The sequence below is a fragment of the Synechococcus sp. SYN20 genome (genome assembly GCF_014279555.1).
GTDB lineage: Bacteria > Cyanobacteriota > Cyanobacteriia > PCC-6307 > Cyanobiaceae > Synechococcus_C.
In genome coordinates this window covers 144,997-159,345 of record NZ_CP047959.1, presented here as the reverse complement: position 1 = coordinate 159,345, position 14,349 = coordinate 144,997, and the positions used below count along the sequence as shown (strand labels likewise).

Sequence of the window (14,349 nt, the reverse complement as noted above, 5' to 3'; positions counted from 1 at the left end):
CCAGGAGCCGACCAAACAGCCGAAGATCACATCGTTCACTTCCCTGCGCCGGCATGACCCGGATCAAGTTCAGAGGGTGTGATCTCAGCCCTGGCGATCGCAAAGAAAGCCGGGGCACCCCTAGTGGTCTTTGAAAGCTAGCAACGCTTTTCCGGTCTGACCCACTTCTGCATTTAGGGCTGCAAGCCATTCAGGGCAGCCGCCACCACACGGTGATCAGCGTCCTGCTGCAACGGCTGAAGCAACGCCCTGGCTTCTGAGCCATTCGCCTCTCCGGTTTGCTCGCGCACCACCCGGGCCAAGATTTCCGCCCCGCTCACCCGCACGGTTCCGTCGGCGTCTGCGATCGCTTGCTTGCCAAGATCCAGCAACCAAGCCGGGTTGATGTCGGGCTGCTCCGCGAGTGCGGAAAGAATGCTGCAACGCACCAGCCAAGCGCCATCCTTCGCGAAGCTCTCGCGCAACAGGGGCCAGGCCCGCTCCACCCCGTAGCTCGCTAATGCATTCGCCGCTTCGGCGCGCACATTGGGATCGTCATCTGTTGAGACCAGCCGCATCAGCACCTGCCAACCCTGTTCATTGCGCCGGTAGCCCAAACCGCTGCAGCTCAAGGAGCGCACCAAAAAGGCCTGCTGTTCGCTGCCCAGGATCAGCAAGGGAATCACCACACTGTCGTTGTCTGAATCGGGCAGCGCTCGCAATTTGGCAAGCGCTGGCATCGCTTGCACCGGGTCACCCGACGCGATCGCTGCCCGCAGCTCCTCAGGGTTGGGTACGGTCTGTTCGGGGGTGCTAGCCATCTCAATCCTCCTGAGAACGGGTGGTGCGCAAGGCGATCAACAACTGATGGCGGCGATGACGACGGCCCACCACGGCATGGATGACCAAGCCAGATCCCACAAGGATGGCAGGAAGAGTTTGCCAGCGGTCGGGGCCTTCGCGCTGCAACATCGCCGACACTCCGAGCAGCACCATCAGCGGTGCCGCCAGAGACAACACAATGTGGATTCTGGTGCGGGTTTGACGGCTCATGGGCTGGGAGTCCAAGCCAACATCGCAGCCGTTAAGACCTGAACCCCTACGACTAGGGCCCCTTCCTCAGGGTTGAAATGGCCGTTGTGGAGCGCTGCACATCCATCAGCACCAGCCACCCCCAGGCGGAACATGCTGCCGGGTACGTCCTGCAACAGTTCAGCAAAATCTTCGGCGCCAAGCGAGGGCTGCTCCAGGCGTTGCACTTGATCTGCCCCAAGTTGTTCAACGGCACTGCGCTCAAGCAAAGCGGTAAGGGCGGGATCATTGCGGACCGGAGGTGCAATGCAGCGGTAACGCACCCGGGCACTGGCACCAAAGCTCCCGCAAATGGCTTGCACCGTCTCCTCAATCCAGGCTGGCAAGCGTTCATGGAGGTCGGCGCAGAGGCAGCGAACCGTGCCAAGAAGGGTGACCCGATCAGCGATCACGTTGAAGGCCTTGCCCCCCTCGATTTTTCCAAAACTCACCACCACCGGATGCAAGGCATCCAAGCGACGACTGATCGCCTCCTGCAATCCCGACACCACCCGAGCTGCAATCCAAATCGCATCAACGGATTGATGGGGCCTGGCTCCATGACCGCCTTCACCGATCACCTCAATTTCCAACTCACCAGCAGCAGCCGTCAAGCTGCCGCTGCGCACCCCAATCGTGCCCACCGGCAAGGAAGGGAACACATGCACGCCAAACAGGGCATGAAGGCCGTCGGTAGCGCCGTCATCGCGCATCCAGCGAGCCCCTTGGGCGATCTCCTCTGCAGGCTGAAACAGCAGGCGCATCCCCACTGGCAAGGACGGCTCCTGCGCCAACAAGCGCGCCACCCCCAAGCCAATACAACTGTGCAAGTCATGGCCGCAGGCATGCATCACCCCTTGGCGCAGGGAGGCGTAGGGCAAACCCGTGCGCTCCTCCACCGGTAAAGCATCCATATCCACGCGCAAACCCAACTGGGGCCCGCTCTGAGGCCCAAGCTCCGCCATCACCCCGGTGCGCCCCACCCCTTCACGAACACGCCAGCCACACTGACGCAACTCACCGGAAATCAGGGCCGCGGTCTGATGCTCTTCCCCACTCAATTCCGGATGCGAATGAAGATGGCGTCGCAGCTCGATCAACTCGGGCAAGATCGCCTCAAGCCGCTGCTGAAGAGGGGGAGTGGTGGTGGTCATGCGCTCTCCAGAGCCAGCAAACGCTGTAAATCAGCCACAGGGCGGGGCGGCCAGCGACGCACCTGGAGCAACCAATCGGCTTCGCGATAACTGGGATCCAAGCCAGAAGCCGCGGCCCAATTGCTTTCGGCCTCACCCTTAGAGCCACGGATCCAAAGCAGCGCACTCAAGCCAGCGCGCGCATCAGCAAACATCGGATAACGACGGATCAAGTTGCGCATCTCCCGCTCAGCTTCGTCAAAAGCTTCGAGTTGGTAAAGGGCCAAAGCCCGGCTAGAGCGCGCCATTGCAAACCCAGGACGGGCCTCAGCGGCGCGCCCATAGAGGGCTTCAGCGGATTCCCAATCACCTTCCGAGCCGCGCACATTGCCGAGGTTGTAGAGCGCCGAAGCATCTTGAGGATCCCGCTTCAAAATCCAGTTGTAATCCTGCTCGGCTGCCGTCCAATCCTGCAAGGCCTCCTCAGCCGTACCCCGATTGAGGTGGGGATCAGCTTCCTCTGGAGCGAGCTCAATCGCCTTGGTTTGATCGGCGATCGCCCCCTCGGTATCGCCTAAGACCAAACGCACATTGCCGCGGTTGCTCCAGGCCGCCGCATCATCCGGAGCCAGCGCCAGCACCTGATCCCATCCCTCGAGGGCCTGCTGCGGGTCACCCTGACGGCTAAAGCGCAGGGCCTGCTCAAACAATTGACGGTGCTGATCGTTGGGAAGCGATTCAGCAAAAGCTGGATCAGCCCCAAGCAACACCACAACCCCGAAGGCAACCAAAAAGAAGGAGAACCAACGCTTGAGATCAACGCTCATGCCGCATCCCCCTCATCTGCAGGCCAGCCCAGGTGGCCTCGGCCAGCGGGCGTGACAACCCGTCCACGGGGGGTGCGCTGCAGAAACCCGAGCTGAAGCAAATAGGGCTCCACCACGGCTTCCAGGGTGGTGGGATCCTCGCCAAGCGCCGCGGCCAAGGTGTCGAGACCAACGGGGCCGCCCCCATGGGACTGAAGCAACAGCTCCAACAGGCGACGGTCACTGGCATCAAGGCCCTTGCCATCCACACGATGCAGCGTGAGTGCTTCATCCACCAATTGCACATCGATGCAGCCCGACACCTCACGCACGCAGGCCACATCCCGCACCCGGCGCAACAGTCGGTTGGCAATCCGGGGGGTGCCCCGACAACGGCGGGCAATCTCGGCACAAGCCTCAGGCGAAAGCTGCAGCGCCAGCAAACCCGCAGCCCGCATCACAATCGCTTGCAGATCCTCCTCTCCATAAAACTCCAGGCGCTGAATCAGTCCAAAGCGATCGCGCAGGGGAGAGCTCAGTGCACCGGCCCGTGTGGTGGCCCCTACCAGGGTGAAGGGCGGCAACTCCAAGGCTCGCGTTCGCGCCGTACTGCCTTTGCCAACGGTGAGATCAAGGCGCCGGTCTTCCATTGCCGGATAGAGCAGCTCTTCGGCAACGCGGGTGAGCCGATGAATCTCATCGATAAACAGCACCTCCTTCGGCTGCAAATTCACGAGCAGGCCAACAATGTCGCGAGGGCGCTCCAGGGCCGGGGCGCTGGTGATCCGGCAGGTGACACCAAGTTCTTCAGCAAGCACCATCGCCATGGTGGTTTTACCCAGGCCGGGAGGGCCATAGAGCAACACATGGTCGAGGGCCTCACCCCGCCCCATCGCCGCCTGAATCGCAATCCCCAACACCTGTTTGAGTTCACGCTGACCGATGTAATCGTCGAGACGCCGCGGCCTAAGACCGTCTTCCTTCGTGGCGCTCAGCTCGGCCGATTCATCCTGTTGACGCGTTGCATCCACCACCCGCGACGGCTTCGGTCGGGGAGCTCCCTTGGAGGATCCAGCGTTGGAAGAAACAATCGCCATGGTCGCAGGGTACCGATAGCTGGATAAGGTCGGGAGACCGATCGGCCGTGGGGCCTGACGCGAGATGGGCAAGGGAGGCGGCAAGAAGAGTGCAGCGGCAAGAGCAGCGGCCAATCGCCTGCTGGCCGACAATCGACTGGCAAGACACCAGTACGAAATCCTTGAAACCCTAGAAACGGGAATCGAACTCCTGGGGACCGAGGTGAAATCGGTGCGCGCGGGGCAAGCCAATCTTCGCGATGGCTTCTGCCTGATCAGGCGCGGAGAACTGCACCTCCACAACGTTCACATCTCCCCGCACACCCACGCCAGTCGCTATTTCAATCACGAGCCACTGCGAGTGAGGCGGCTGCTCGCCCATCGCCGCGAAATCGACAAATTACGGGGTCACCTGGAACAAAAAGGGCTCACCCTGATTCCCCTCAACCTGCACCTGCAGGGGTCATGGATCAAGGTGACCATCGGCCTTGGCAAGGGACGCAAGCTCCATGACAAGCGGGCCGCCGCCAAAGACAAGCAGGTCAAAAAAGAAACCCGGGACGCGATCGCCCGCTATTGATTCAGCAGACCCGCTTCTGGCTCAGCGGACGGCTCTTGGGCCGCTGGCTCCGGGGAGACGTCCTCTTTCACGCCGGCTGGCTTCGGGCCAGGGGGTTCTGGCAACGCCTCCACCGGTCCCTGCGCTCCCGTCGCCGGATCGGCAATCGGATTGCGATCCACCCTTGGCAGGGGTTTCGGCACTGCTTTCGGTGCAGGATTCGTGATCGGCAGGTCAGCGCGACAAGACAGGGTCAGCAGGCCGGAAGCGACACCTTCATTGGTCACGAGCACCTGCACAGGCGTGCCCACATCAGCCGCCAGGGTGACCACGCGCAAAGGGCCCCGTTCGGCAGCAATGGAGCCGTCAGCGGCATAGACGGTCATCTGCATTAACGGCGTTCCATTAATGCCGAGCACCAACCGGCGATTGGCCGGAACCTGAATCGAAATCAAACGGGCGCTATCGGCGGGTACACGACTGGACAACACGGTGGCCATCTCAGCTCCGGCCTTCACTTTTTCAATCTTGACCTCTTCCAGGCTGCGCAAGGCAGCCGCAAACCAAAGCTGCCGGAACGGTTCGGGTGGCTTGGTTCCTGAGGCCACCCCCGGCAACAGGGTGTTGGCCGCCACGGAGACCAGCTGTTCCACCACCCTGTCATTCACCCCTTGCGCTACAAGGGCCTCACGCTGGGTCTGCCAATCCTTGGGATCCAGTGACCCCAGTCGGCGACGCAAGCCTGGAGGCAACTGCTCCACCCTTGCCAACCACTCATTGGCTAGCTCGTTCCAAACCTGGCGCAGGGGCGCATCCTCCAGGGAATCACTGGGCAAACGACCGCTTCGCTCGGGGAATTGGGCCAACAAGCTGGCATCCACGAGCTCCAAGAACCAGCTGCGGTCGACCTGCAGAGCCCTTAATCGACTGAGCAGTTGTTGACGCTGATCCACCTCTGCGGGCGGAAGGCTGGCCGTCGGCGAGCGACCCACCACATCTCGATCCGTGGAAGGCACACCAGCTGGAGCATTGCCGCGGCTGAGCAGGAACCAGCCAATCGCCGTACCTACGACCGCCGATAACAACAGGGCAATCGCCACGGGCCATAACCGGCCTTCCGCCGCCACTTGGCGCTCATCAGCGCGCTGACGCCGGCGAGGCTGAGGGGAAGGCGAGACAACAGCCTGCGGAAGGGCGGCAGGGAGTTCAGCGGAGGCCAGCACCACAGGCGCGAGCACGACCGTGCGCTCTGAACTCGGCATCGGTCCGGTCGATTCAGGCATGGGAACCGCTTTCAAGGCCTGCAAAACCTCCCCGGCCTGCTCAAAACGGCGACCTGGAAGCTCACTGAGCAAGCGTTCCAGCACCTCGCGGAAGCCCTCATGGATCTCGAGGCCTGAGGGACATGGCCATTCGCTGGCATCGGCAGGCAGCAAGGCCTCCGGTGCCCGTCCGCTCAGCAATGTCAAGGCCGTCACACCCAGAGCATGCAAATCCATCCATGGTGCGGCCATCTCGCCGCGGCCTTGTCCCCGCGGCGCGTAGCTGGCCGAGGCTCCTAGAAGCGGTGCGGTTCCCAGGTTTTGCAGCAGGCCAAAATCCAGCAAAACCGGCAATCCATCCTGATCACGGCGCAGAAGATTGCTCGGGTTGATATCGCCATGGACCAGTCCCTTGCCATGAAGAACGCCCAACACGGGGAGGAGCTGACGCAACAACAGCAGCACTTCGCCGCCACCAAACACCAGCTGACGCTCGCGCCGCTGCTGCTGAATCTGCCCAAAGCTGGATCCTTCCTGCCACTCCCTCACCAGCCAGAGCGAATCCAATTCCTCCAGCAGGCCTCCGAAGCGTGGGATCAGCGGGTGAAGCACCGATTGCATCGCCGGCCACAGCTGGCGAAACCGCTCTTGCGCCTCAGGATCTTGAAGCTGCCGCAGTGCCACTGGCGCATCGGAGGCCAACACATCGGTGCCACGCCAAAGCTGTCCCTGCGGTGCAGAGGTGTCTGCCGTCAGACATTGATCCAAGCGATAGCGCTCAGCCAGCAGCGTGCCGATCACAACGACATTGCCTTAATCGGTTGATGGTAGGGGGAGTTTCGTGAAAGCACCTGCAGCGTGGCCTCACTAAGGTCACTGTCCCGAGCTTCAACCTTCCATGGACTCCGGCACGCTGCTCAGCCGGCTGATGGACGTGCGCCGCCGCAGCGAAGTTTTAATTGAGCCGCTGGAAGCCGAAGATCTCTGCCTCCAGGGCATGGCTGATGCGAGCCCCCCCAAATGGCATCTCGCCCATACCACCTGGTTTTTTGAAACCTTTGTTCTGATCCCCCATTGCCCTGGTTACGAAGGGGCGGATGCCCGTTGGAGCTACCTTTTCAACTCCTATTACGACGCGGTTGGCCCGCGGCAACCCAGACCGCAACGGGGCTTACTCAGCAGGCCACCGATAGCGGAGGTGATCGCTTGGCGGCACAAGGTGACCCAGGCCCTGGCAGACCTGCTCCAAGCCAATGGCGATTCGCCCTGGCTGAACCTCGTGGAACTGGGTCTTCAGCACGAGCAGCAGCATCAGGAATTGATGTTGATGGATCTCCTCGATGCCTTCAGCCGTCAGCCCTTGGAACCGGCGTATCGAACGGATTGGCAGGAGCCCGAAGCGGCTTCCCATGACAGGACGCCTCCCGTTTGGCTGCCATCTGCTGGAGGCCTGGTGGAGATCGGCCAAGACACGCAACAGCACGGCGGCACCAACAACGTCCATCCCTTCCATTTCGACAATGAGGAACCACGGCATCGCGTGTGGCTCGAGCCCTATGACCTGGCCGATCGCTTGGTGAGCAACGGCGACTACAGGGCTTTTATCGAGGACGGCGGCTATCAGCGCCCCGAACTCTGGATGAGTGAGGGCTGGGCCATGCGCACAGAGCGGCAGTGGAATGCACCGCGTTACTGGCGCCAAGGGCAGAGTGGTGAACAGCAAGCTTGGGCTTGGGAGTTCACCCTGGCCGGACGCTGCCCGTTAAACGACCATCGCCCGGTGCGTCATCTCAGCTGGTTTGAAGCCGATGCCTATGCCCGTTGGGCTGAAGCCCGCTTACCAACGGAGGCCGAATGGGAGATGGCCGCCCTAGAGCAGGGGCTGCAGCTCAAGCAAAGCCATGCTGAGCTTTGGCAATGGACCGCAAGTCCCTACCGGCCTTATCCCGGATTTCAGCCTGCCCAAGGAGCCGTGGGCGAGTACAACGGCAAGTTCATGACCTCCCAATTTGTGTTGCGGGGCAGCAGCCACCTCACTCCAGAGGGGCATGCCCGCAACACCTACCGCAATTTTTTTGCTCCCTCTAGCCGCTGGATGGCGGCTGGCCTGCGCTTGGCCCGATGACCACCACCTCTCAACAGACCTCTCACCAGACCGATCAAAAACCCGAACTGATCGACCTCCATCCGCCAGCAGCGGATATGGAACAGCTCGTGCGGATCGGGCTCAACCGTTGTCCCCGCCAACTCCCGGCTTGGTTTCTCTATGACGAGGAGGGCTCACGCCTGTTCGATCGCATCTGTGAGCAACCCGAATACAGCCTCACGCGCACCGAAATTGCTCTGCTCGAGTTGGCTGCCCCCGAGATTGCGTCAGCCATCGGTGAAGGGGTGATCGTGGAATTCGGTGCTGGCAGCGCCCAAAAAGTAGGCCCTCTTCTCAACGCGATCCATCCCGCCGCCTACGTAGCCCTCGACATCAGTGCCGAGCATTTAGGCAAGGCCACCGCAGCTCTGCAACAACGCCATCCGGAGGTGCCAATGCTTGGGATTTGCTGCGATCACAGCACACTTACGACAGTGCCTGAGCACCCATTGCTGCGCAACCAACGCCGCATCGGTTTCTTTCCTGGCAGCTCGCTCGGCAATTTTGAACAGGACGATGCCGTCCGCGTGCTGCGCCAGTTCAAGCAGTTGCTGAAGGGGGGACCTCTGCTTCTTGGTCTTGACCAACCCAAGAGCAAGGTCCGCCTTGAAGCGGCCTACAACGATGCGGCTGGCATCTCAGCCGCCTTTGCACGCAACTTGCTGCATCGCCTCAATGCCGATTTGGGAGCACATTTTGACCCCCAAGCCTTTTCTTACAAAGCGAATTGGCAAGACGAACAACAGCGGGTGCAGATGGCCTTGATCAGCAGCTGCGATCAAGTGGTCAGAATCGCGGATAACCGTTGGACCTTCCAGTGCGATGAGCCACTGATCACCGAATACAGCCTGAAATACAGCCCTGAAAAGGCTGTTGCGTTAGCGCAACAGGCAGGGTGGCACTGGGTGCGCCGCTGGCATGATCCGGATGACGATCTCTCCTTACATCTCTTAGAACCCGCAGACTGAGTGAGATCCAGACCTTCATCCCTGCTGAGCCATGAGTCGCGACGAGCAACGGGCCACAGTCCGTTTACAACGAGAGACCCTGATCGAAGAGCTGGAAACGGTGTACCGCAACGCCTTCGATCGCTTGGGTGCCCTTGAGCTCGGGGAGGGTTCGGTCGCCCGCCTCACCCAGCTGTTGCTCCGTTCACGGGAAGGTGCCATCAATCCGCTAGAGCAAGAAATCGAAGCTCCATTGATCACGCGCGCACCGGATCCAATCCCATGAGCCCCACCTGGCTGGACAACCTCGAACGCAGCCTGGAAGAACGGCTTGAACAGTTTTTAAGCAGTAATCCCAGCCAAGATCAATTACTGCGAGAACAGCATCTTCAAGACCGCCAAAGGGATCTTCACAATCGTCGTGGGCAGCAGCAACTTCAAGCGAGGGAATTACGCCGCCAACTGCTCACCCTCGCCGAGCAGGTCCAGGCCTGGACAAAACGAGGCGAGAAAGCACGTAGGGCTGGTGCCCTTGAACTCGCGCAACGGGCGGATCAGCATGTTGTTGGTCTGATGCAGCAAGGCCGCAAACTCTGGGAGGAGTTCGAGGCCCTCGGTCTTCAGTTTGCCGAACTCGAAGATCAGCTCAACAGCCTTAGAACGCAAGAACAGCAATCCTCATCCAGACGAAGCCTTGATGAGGATTGGGCCCTATTTGAAGCACAACAAGAGTTAGAAGAGTTGCGGCGCAACACAGGCCTCAGCTAATCAAGCTTGAGATCGCTCTCGATCAAGCCTTCGGTGCAGGTGGCTCGAGGCTCACATTTTCAGGCGGAGGGGTGGGGTCTGGATCAGCGATCAGCATGTGCTGCAGCACAATCTCAGGACGCTCACTGTCACGCCAGCGAATGCGATATGCGGGCATCTTGGTGCCTCGGCTCGTGGTCTGCTCCACGGGCTCCATCACCCATCCGCGACGGGAACGTCCCTGCGGATTGCGCTTGACCACCGCATCGGCGTGTTTGAAGCGGAAACCTACGCGCTCACCACTCATGGGAATTGGACCCTGCCACTGGGTTTAATTATCCATGCTGACAGGTCACCCCTCTGGTCGCATCAATGGAAAGGCAATGACATCGCGAATGGAGGGGCTATCGGTGAGCAGCATCACTAAGCGGTCAATCCCGATTCCCAGGCCACCAGTGGGGGGCATCCCCACTTCTAGGGCCTGAATGAAATCCTCATCCACTCCGCTGGCTTCCACATCTCCAGCAGCACGACGTTCCTGCTGAAGCTCCATGCGGCCTCGTTGATCCAAAGGATCCGTGAGCTCACTAAAGGCATTGGCCGTTTCACGGCCCACGATGAACAACTCAAACCGCTCCACAAGCCCTGGCTTGCTGCGATGTTTACGGGCCAGGGGTGAAATTTCCTGCGGGTAATCGAGCACAAAGGTGGGCTGGATCAGATTCGGTTCCACAGCATGCTCAAACGCTTCGTTCAAGAGCCGACCAACGGTGTCGGCCTTATCCGGTGTTGGAAGATTGGCGGCTCGCATCGCCTCCACAGCCGCCTCACGGGTCTGGAACGAGCTGAAATCAAGGCCAGTGGCCTCCTGCACGAGTTTATGCATCGTGGCGCGCCTCCAGGACGGCGTCAGGTCCACATCCACGCCCTGATAGCTGATGCGGGTTGTGCCGCACACCTGCTCACACACCGAAGCGATCAGCTGTTCGGTGAGCGTCATCATGTCGTTGTAATCGGCATAGGCCTGATACACCTCCACCGACGTGAATTCAGGGTTGTGGCGGGTGCTCACCCCTTCGTTGCGAAAGATCCGCCCGAGCTCATACACCCGTTCAAATCCACCCACCACGAGCCGTTTGAGATGGAGCTCTGTGGCAATCCGCAAGTAAAGAGGCAGATCGAGGGTGTTGTGATGCGTGATGAACGGCCGCGCCTCAGCACCACCGGCTTCGGACTGCAAGACCGGTGTTTCGATCTCTAGAAAGTCGCGTTCATCCAACCAACGGCGGATCGCACTAACGGCCATCGCCCGACGCCGGAACGTTTCACGGGACTGCGGCGTCACGATTAAATCGAGATAGCGCTGGCGATAGCGCTTCTCAACATCCGCCAGGCCGTGCCATTTATCTGGCAGAGGCTGCAGTGATTTGGTGAGCATCTGCCATTCGCTCACCTTCACGGACAATTCACCCCGATCGGTGCGACGCAAGATGCCGTGAACCCCGATGAGGTCGCCTGCATCCACCAAGGAACTGAGTTGAGCAAAGCTGTCTCCCAGCGTTGCTTTCTCGAGGAACAACTGAATCGTTCCCGTTTCGTCCGCCAGCGTGAAAAAGGCAAGCTTGCCCATCACCCGCCGCGTCATCACCCGACCAGCAACCGAAACCTTCAGGTCTCGCTCGGTGCCGTTCGCAAGATCAGCATGATCAGCTTGCAAGCGAGCCATGCGATCGCTGAGATCAAAACGCAACGCATATGGCTCTTGGCCCTGCTCCTTGAGAGCATTCGCCTTCTCCAAGCGGGTCTCACGAAGTTCAGACAAGAGAGAAGAAGCAGTCGGGCGCCATCCTGCCCCGCGGAGGGCACGAGAGCGAACAGATCACCCGAGATTCATCAAACCGCTGCAGGTGTTCCTGCGGGCTCGCCCATGCGTTGGGACGCGTAGCCAATGCCTCTCACCGTGAGAATTAGCTCAGGATTACGGGGGTCAGGCTCGAGCTTGCCTCTAAGGCGGGCAACGTACACATCAACAACCCTCAGATCAGCCGCACGCCGAGGCGGATAACCCCATAGCTGCTCAAGGATTTCGGCCCTCGGGACCACATGACCTGGATCGCGAAATAGCAATTCAAGAAGGCTGAATTCTGTGTAAGTAAGGGCGATCCGTTCAGTCCCACGGTTCACCTGTCGGCGATTGGTATCCACCACTAAATCTCCAACCCGCATCACCCCTTGGCCACTGGGAATTTCGCGGGGCTCAACAGTGGCAGCACCAGACCCCACCCGTCTCAGGATCGTGGAAATGCGGGCTTCTAGCTCCTTGGGGCTAAATGGCTTCGGAAGATAGTCGTCAGCCCCAAGGTCAAGGCCAGCCACCCGCTCAGAGATGGACTCCAGGGCCGAAAGAAAAATAATTGGAACGCAGGATTCAGCGCGTAAGCGCCGGCAGACAGCAAAGCCATCCATCTTTGGAAGCATCACGTCGAGAACGACGAGATCCGGTGATTCGCTGTGAAATTTTTCCAGCGCTTCCTCGCCATCTTCAGCGGAGACGACGTTGTAACCAGCTAATTGCAGACGCATCAACAGAACCCGCCTCACTGCTGGCTCGTCGTCCACCACAAGAATGGTTCCTTTTACAGAAGGCCCATCTGTGGGCATCGCAACACATTGTGAAGAGAAGCGACTCTACCGGTCAGCGTGAACAGTTCGTGAGCCACGAAAAGCTAAGAACTCAGGCTTTCGATTGTTTTTATGTTTTCACTTCAACGCGAGTCATAAACGCCGTGAGTGGCGGCTTAGGGCCATCGCGCCTCTGAGTAACGATTCCATTGCTCAGCCGCCGTACGCACCGCCTCCTCACTGCTGATTTGACCCAACATCGCCCGCTGAAGTTGGGTGTACACGATGCTTTGAAGACGCTTCACCCCGGGCGTTGCAGGCACAAGAACCCTCGCCCGCTCCAGCGTCTTGGCAGAAAGAAGTCTTGCCTCTCGAATTTGAGCTTGCTCGGGAGTTGCAGGTCGCTCGGCTTCAAGCTCAGCGCGCACCTGCCTGAGAGCCTCCAAGGAGGAGGGCAACACCCTGGCTTCGCGCGCAAAGCGCGCTTGATTCGGGCCGTTCGTGAGATCCAGTGCAAACGACAACGCTTCTCGCGGTCGCTCACTCTGACGAGGGACCGCAAGCGTCATCAACGCCACATTGGCGGTGCCATCACCGCCGGTGAGCGGCGGTTGCGGGGAGGTCACCGACGCCACGCCAGGCGCATTGGTCTGGATGCTGCGTAAGAATTCAGCCCCACTGGCCAGCAGGGCGAGCTCACCGCTTTGGTAGAGCTCAATCGCCCGTCGCTGCCCCTGACTGACTACTTCCCTTGGAAGAAGCCCCTCTCGATACAAATCGGTCCAAAACGCAAACGCCTTGCGCCCCTCGGGAGAGTCGAATCCAGCTCGCTGTTTTTGATCCAGCAACACGACCCCCATCTGCACCATCGACTCCAGCAATTCGGCGGAATCGTCGGGCACGGCCGTAACAAACAGGCCATAACGCCCTGTTCGCTCTCGCACTTGACGGGCAAAGGCAGGCACATCCTCCCAACGACGAGGGGGCGAGCTGACGCCAGCCTCTTGAAGCAACTGCTGGTTCACCAAGCTGAGGCGCACCGTGAGATACCAAGGAACGGCAATCTGGCCCGCCTTTGGATCGCCTGCCGCACGCCACACCGAAGGCAAATAGCGCTGAGCGGAATCGGGCGGCAACAGCGGCGTGAGATCGGTCAACCCACCCTTGCTTGCCAAGTTGGCCGCAAAGGGGGGATTGAGATTCACCACATCCGGAGCAGTTCGCGCAAACACCGCAGCAAGGAGCTTCCGCTCCACCGAACCCCAAGGCAAATCTGTCCAACGCACTGGTGCATCGGGATGGTCAGCGTCCCAGCGATCGATCACCTGTTTCATGTAGGTGTTGAACTTGGGCGCTAATTGCAGAGTCCAAAGCTGGAGAGCGCCCTCTGGAGCTGCGGCACGCCGGCATCCCCCGATCAGCAACACCGTGCTGAAAAGAGCCAGGGCGAGCCATCTGCGGCGATGGAAGTTATGGCGATGCGAAGTGTGCTGAATCATGCGGGAGTGCGCCGTCGCCAGATCAGGAGTTGCCAAGACCCAATCATCGGGGCCATCAGGCCCGTCATCAGCCCTTGCGCAAAAAGCGTATGCAATGCAAAGGCTTTGGCGAGAGGAGCATCCACCCCCTGAACCAACAGCTGCGCCCAAAGAGTCAGCCCAAGCACCATCGTGCCGATCCAAGCCAGCAACCCCAAATTGAGACTGCGTTGAATCGGGCGTCCGCGCCGCCCAAGCCGTCCCCACCACCAGCCCAACAGCATCAAAGCAGGGACCTGACTGGCATCTCCCACGCTGAGACCATCCAGGACTAGCCCCATCGCCGCACCAGCGATCACGCCCGACACCGGTCCATCAACCAGCGCCCAAGGCAGCAGCCACAACACAGCCCAGCTCGGCAAAATACCTCCCAAGCTCAGCCATGACGGTGCCGCCAAGCTGATCAACGGCACCAACAACCCAGAGGCAACACAGATCGGTTGGCGATGAAGACGAACCATCG

Annotated in this window: 16 protein-coding genes and 1 riboswitch; of the genes, 5 read left to right on the top strand and 11 right to left on the bottom strand. The window is 60.2% G+C overall.

Annotated elements, in window-relative coordinates:
• Window positions 1-23: 23 nt before the first annotated feature.
• A riboswitch (TPP riboswitch) is annotated at window positions 24-132 on the bottom strand.
• Between the two features lie 41 nt (window positions 133-173).
• From SynSYN20_RS00780 to ruvB, 5 genes are read right to left on the bottom strand one after another with little or no spacing between them, the layout of a single operon-like run.
• Window positions 174-800 carry a HEAT repeat domain-containing protein gene (locus SynSYN20_RS00780; protein ID WP_186524339.1) on the bottom strand — a complete coding sequence of 209 codons (627 nt, stop codon included), beginning with the start codon at window positions 798-800 and terminating at the stop codon, window positions 174-176.
• Between the two features lies 1 nt (window position 801).
• The gene (locus tag SynSYN20_RS00775; protein WP_186524338.1) at window positions 802-1,032 is read right to left on the bottom strand and encodes a DUF3188 domain-containing protein; all 231 of its coding nucleotides are present in this window, start codon (window positions 1,030-1,032) and stop codon (window positions 802-804) included.
• Complete coding sequence (locus SynSYN20_RS00770; RefSeq protein ID WP_186524337.1) at window positions 1,029-2,204, bottom strand: amidohydrolase; 1,176 nt, start codon at window positions 2,202-2,204, stop codon at window positions 1,029-1,031. The genes SynSYN20_RS00775 and SynSYN20_RS00770 overlap by 4 nt, the downstream gene beginning before the upstream one ends.
• Window positions 2,201-3,010, bottom strand: coding sequence for a tetratricopeptide repeat protein (locus SynSYN20_RS00765; protein WP_186524336.1), 810 nt, complete (start codon window positions 3,008-3,010; stop codon window positions 2,201-2,203). The genes SynSYN20_RS00770 and SynSYN20_RS00765 overlap by 4 nt, the downstream gene beginning before the upstream one ends.
• Entirely contained in the window at window positions 3,007-4,086 is a 1,080-nt protein-coding gene (gene ruvB / locus SynSYN20_RS00760) for a Holliday junction branch migration DNA helicase RuvB (RefSeq protein WP_186524335.1), read from the bottom strand. Before ruvB ends, SynSYN20_RS00765 begins: the two co-directional genes overlap by 4 nt.
• 64 nt (window positions 4,087-4,150) lie before the next feature.
• Here ruvB and smpB point away from each other — a divergent pair, with 64 nt between their 5' ends.
• Window positions 4,151-4,645, top strand: coding sequence for an SsrA-binding protein SmpB (gene smpB / locus SynSYN20_RS00755; RefSeq protein ID WP_186524334.1), 495 nt, complete (start codon window positions 4,151-4,153; stop codon window positions 4,643-4,645).
• Here the strand turns inward: smpB and SynSYN20_RS00750 are convergent.
• A complete protein-coding gene (locus SynSYN20_RS00750) occupies window positions 4,639-6,687 on the bottom strand; it encodes a serine/threonine protein kinase (protein ID WP_186524333.1) in 2,049 nt (682 codons plus the stop codon). The two genes, smpB and SynSYN20_RS00750, sit on opposite strands and share 7 nt — an antisense overlap.
• Window positions 6,688-6,784: 97 nt before the next feature.
• On the opposite strand from SynSYN20_RS00750, the gene egtB reads away from it, so the two are divergent.
• From egtB to SynSYN20_RS00730, 4 genes are read left to right on the top strand one after another with little or no spacing between them, the layout of a single operon-like run.
• Window positions 6,785-8,011, top strand: coding sequence for an ergothioneine biosynthesis protein EgtB (gene egtB / locus SynSYN20_RS00745; protein ID WP_186524332.1), 1,227 nt, complete (start codon window positions 6,785-6,787; stop codon window positions 8,009-8,011).
• Window positions 8,008-9,000, top strand: coding sequence for an L-histidine N(alpha)-methyltransferase (egtD, locus tag SynSYN20_RS00740; protein ID WP_186524331.1), 993 nt, complete (start codon window positions 8,008-8,010; stop codon window positions 8,998-9,000). Before egtB ends, egtD begins: the two co-directional genes overlap by 4 nt.
• A 31-nt stretch (window positions 9,001-9,031) precedes the next feature.
• The gene (locus SynSYN20_RS00735; protein WP_186524330.1) at window positions 9,032-9,265 is read left to right on the top strand and encodes a hercynine metabolism small protein; all 234 of its coding nucleotides are present in this window, start codon (window positions 9,032-9,034) and stop codon (window positions 9,263-9,265) included.
• Complete coding sequence (locus tag SynSYN20_RS00730; RefSeq protein WP_186524329.1) at window positions 9,262-9,747, top strand: hercynine metabolism protein; 486 nt, start codon at window positions 9,262-9,264, stop codon at window positions 9,745-9,747. The genes SynSYN20_RS00735 and SynSYN20_RS00730 overlap by 4 nt, the downstream gene beginning before the upstream one ends.
• A gap of 22 nt (window positions 9,748-9,769) precedes the next feature.
• On the opposite strand, the gene SynSYN20_RS00725 is transcribed toward SynSYN20_RS00730, so the two are convergent.
• The 5 genes from SynSYN20_RS00725 to SynSYN20_RS00705 all read right to left on the bottom strand — a co-directional run bounded on the left by SynSYN20_RS00725 (window position 9,770) and on the right by SynSYN20_RS00705 (window position 14,347).
• Entirely contained in the window at window positions 9,770-10,033 is a 264-nt protein-coding gene (locus tag SynSYN20_RS00725; RefSeq protein WP_006042532.1) for a hypothetical protein, read from the bottom strand.
• Window positions 10,034-10,078: 45 nt separating this feature from the next.
• Window positions 10,079-11,548, bottom strand: coding sequence for a lysine--tRNA ligase (gene lysS, locus SynSYN20_RS00720; protein ID WP_186524328.1), 1,470 nt, complete (start codon window positions 11,546-11,548; stop codon window positions 10,079-10,081).
• Window positions 11,549-11,619: 71 nt separating this feature from the next.
• A complete protein-coding gene (rpaB, locus tag SynSYN20_RS00715) occupies window positions 11,620-12,387 on the bottom strand; it encodes a response regulator transcription factor RpaB (protein WP_186524327.1) in 768 nt (255 codons plus the stop codon).
• Between the two features lie 137 nt (window positions 12,388-12,524).
• On the bottom strand, window positions 12,525-13,847 hold the full coding sequence (locus SynSYN20_RS00710) for a sugar ABC transporter substrate-binding protein (protein WP_186525352.1): 1,323 nt from the start codon (window positions 13,845-13,847) through the stop codon (window positions 12,525-12,527).
• A complete protein-coding gene (locus tag SynSYN20_RS00705; protein WP_186524326.1) occupies window positions 13,844-14,347 on the bottom strand; it encodes a rod shape-determining protein MreD in 504 nt (167 codons plus the stop codon). Before SynSYN20_RS00705 ends, SynSYN20_RS00710 begins: the two co-directional genes overlap by 4 nt.
• Between the last annotated feature and the right edge of the window lie 2 nt (window positions 14,348-14,349).

Bases quoted from the DNA above. Each gene is read 5' to 3' on its own strand.
- SynSYN20_RS00780 (WP_186524339.1), bottom strand. From the start codon at position 800: ATGGCTAGCACCCCCGAACAGACCGTACCCAACCCTGAGGAGCTGCGG.
- SynSYN20_RS00775 (WP_186524338.1), bottom strand. From the start codon at position 1,032: ATGAGCCGTCAAACCCGCACCAGAATCCACATTGTGTTGTCTCTGGCG.
- SynSYN20_RS00770 (WP_186524337.1), bottom strand. From the start codon at position 2,204: ATGACCACCACCACTCCCCCTCTTCAGCAGCGGCTTGAGGCGATCTTG.
- SynSYN20_RS00765 (WP_186524336.1), bottom strand. From the start codon at position 3,010: ATGAGCGTTGATCTCAAGCGTTGGTTCTCCTTCTTTTTGGTTGCCTTC.
- ruvB (WP_186524335.1), bottom strand. From the start codon at position 4,086: ATGGCGATTGTTTCTTCCAACGCTGGATCCTCCAAGGGAGCTCCCCGA.
- smpB (WP_186524334.1), top strand. From the start codon at position 4,151: ATGGGCAAGGGAGGCGGCAAGAAGAGTGCAGCGGCAAGAGCAGCGGCC.
- egtB (WP_186524332.1), top strand. From the start codon at position 6,785: ATGGACTCCGGCACGCTGCTCAGCCGGCTGATGGACGTGCGCCGCCGC.
- egtD (WP_186524331.1), top strand. From the start codon at position 8,008: ATGACCACCACCTCTCAACAGACCTCTCACCAGACCGATCAAAAACCC.
- SynSYN20_RS00735 (WP_186524330.1), top strand. From the start codon at position 9,032: ATGAGTCGCGACGAGCAACGGGCCACAGTCCGTTTACAACGAGAGACC.
- SynSYN20_RS00730 (WP_186524329.1), top strand. From the start codon at position 9,262: ATGAGCCCCACCTGGCTGGACAACCTCGAACGCAGCCTGGAAGAACGG.
- SynSYN20_RS00725 (WP_006042532.1), bottom strand. From the start codon at position 10,033: ATGAGTGGTGAGCGCGTAGGTTTCCGCTTCAAACACGCCGATGCGGTG.
- rpaB (WP_186524327.1), bottom strand. From the start codon at position 12,387: ATGCCCACAGATGGGCCTTCTGTAAAAGGAACCATTCTTGTGGTGGAC.
- SynSYN20_RS00710 (WP_186525352.1), bottom strand. From the start codon at position 13,847: ATGATTCAGCACACTTCGCATCGCCATAACTTCCATCGCCGCAGATGG.
- SynSYN20_RS00705 (WP_186524326.1), bottom strand. From the start codon at position 14,347: ATGGTTCGTCTTCATCGCCAACCGATCTGTGTTGCCTCTGGGTTGTTG.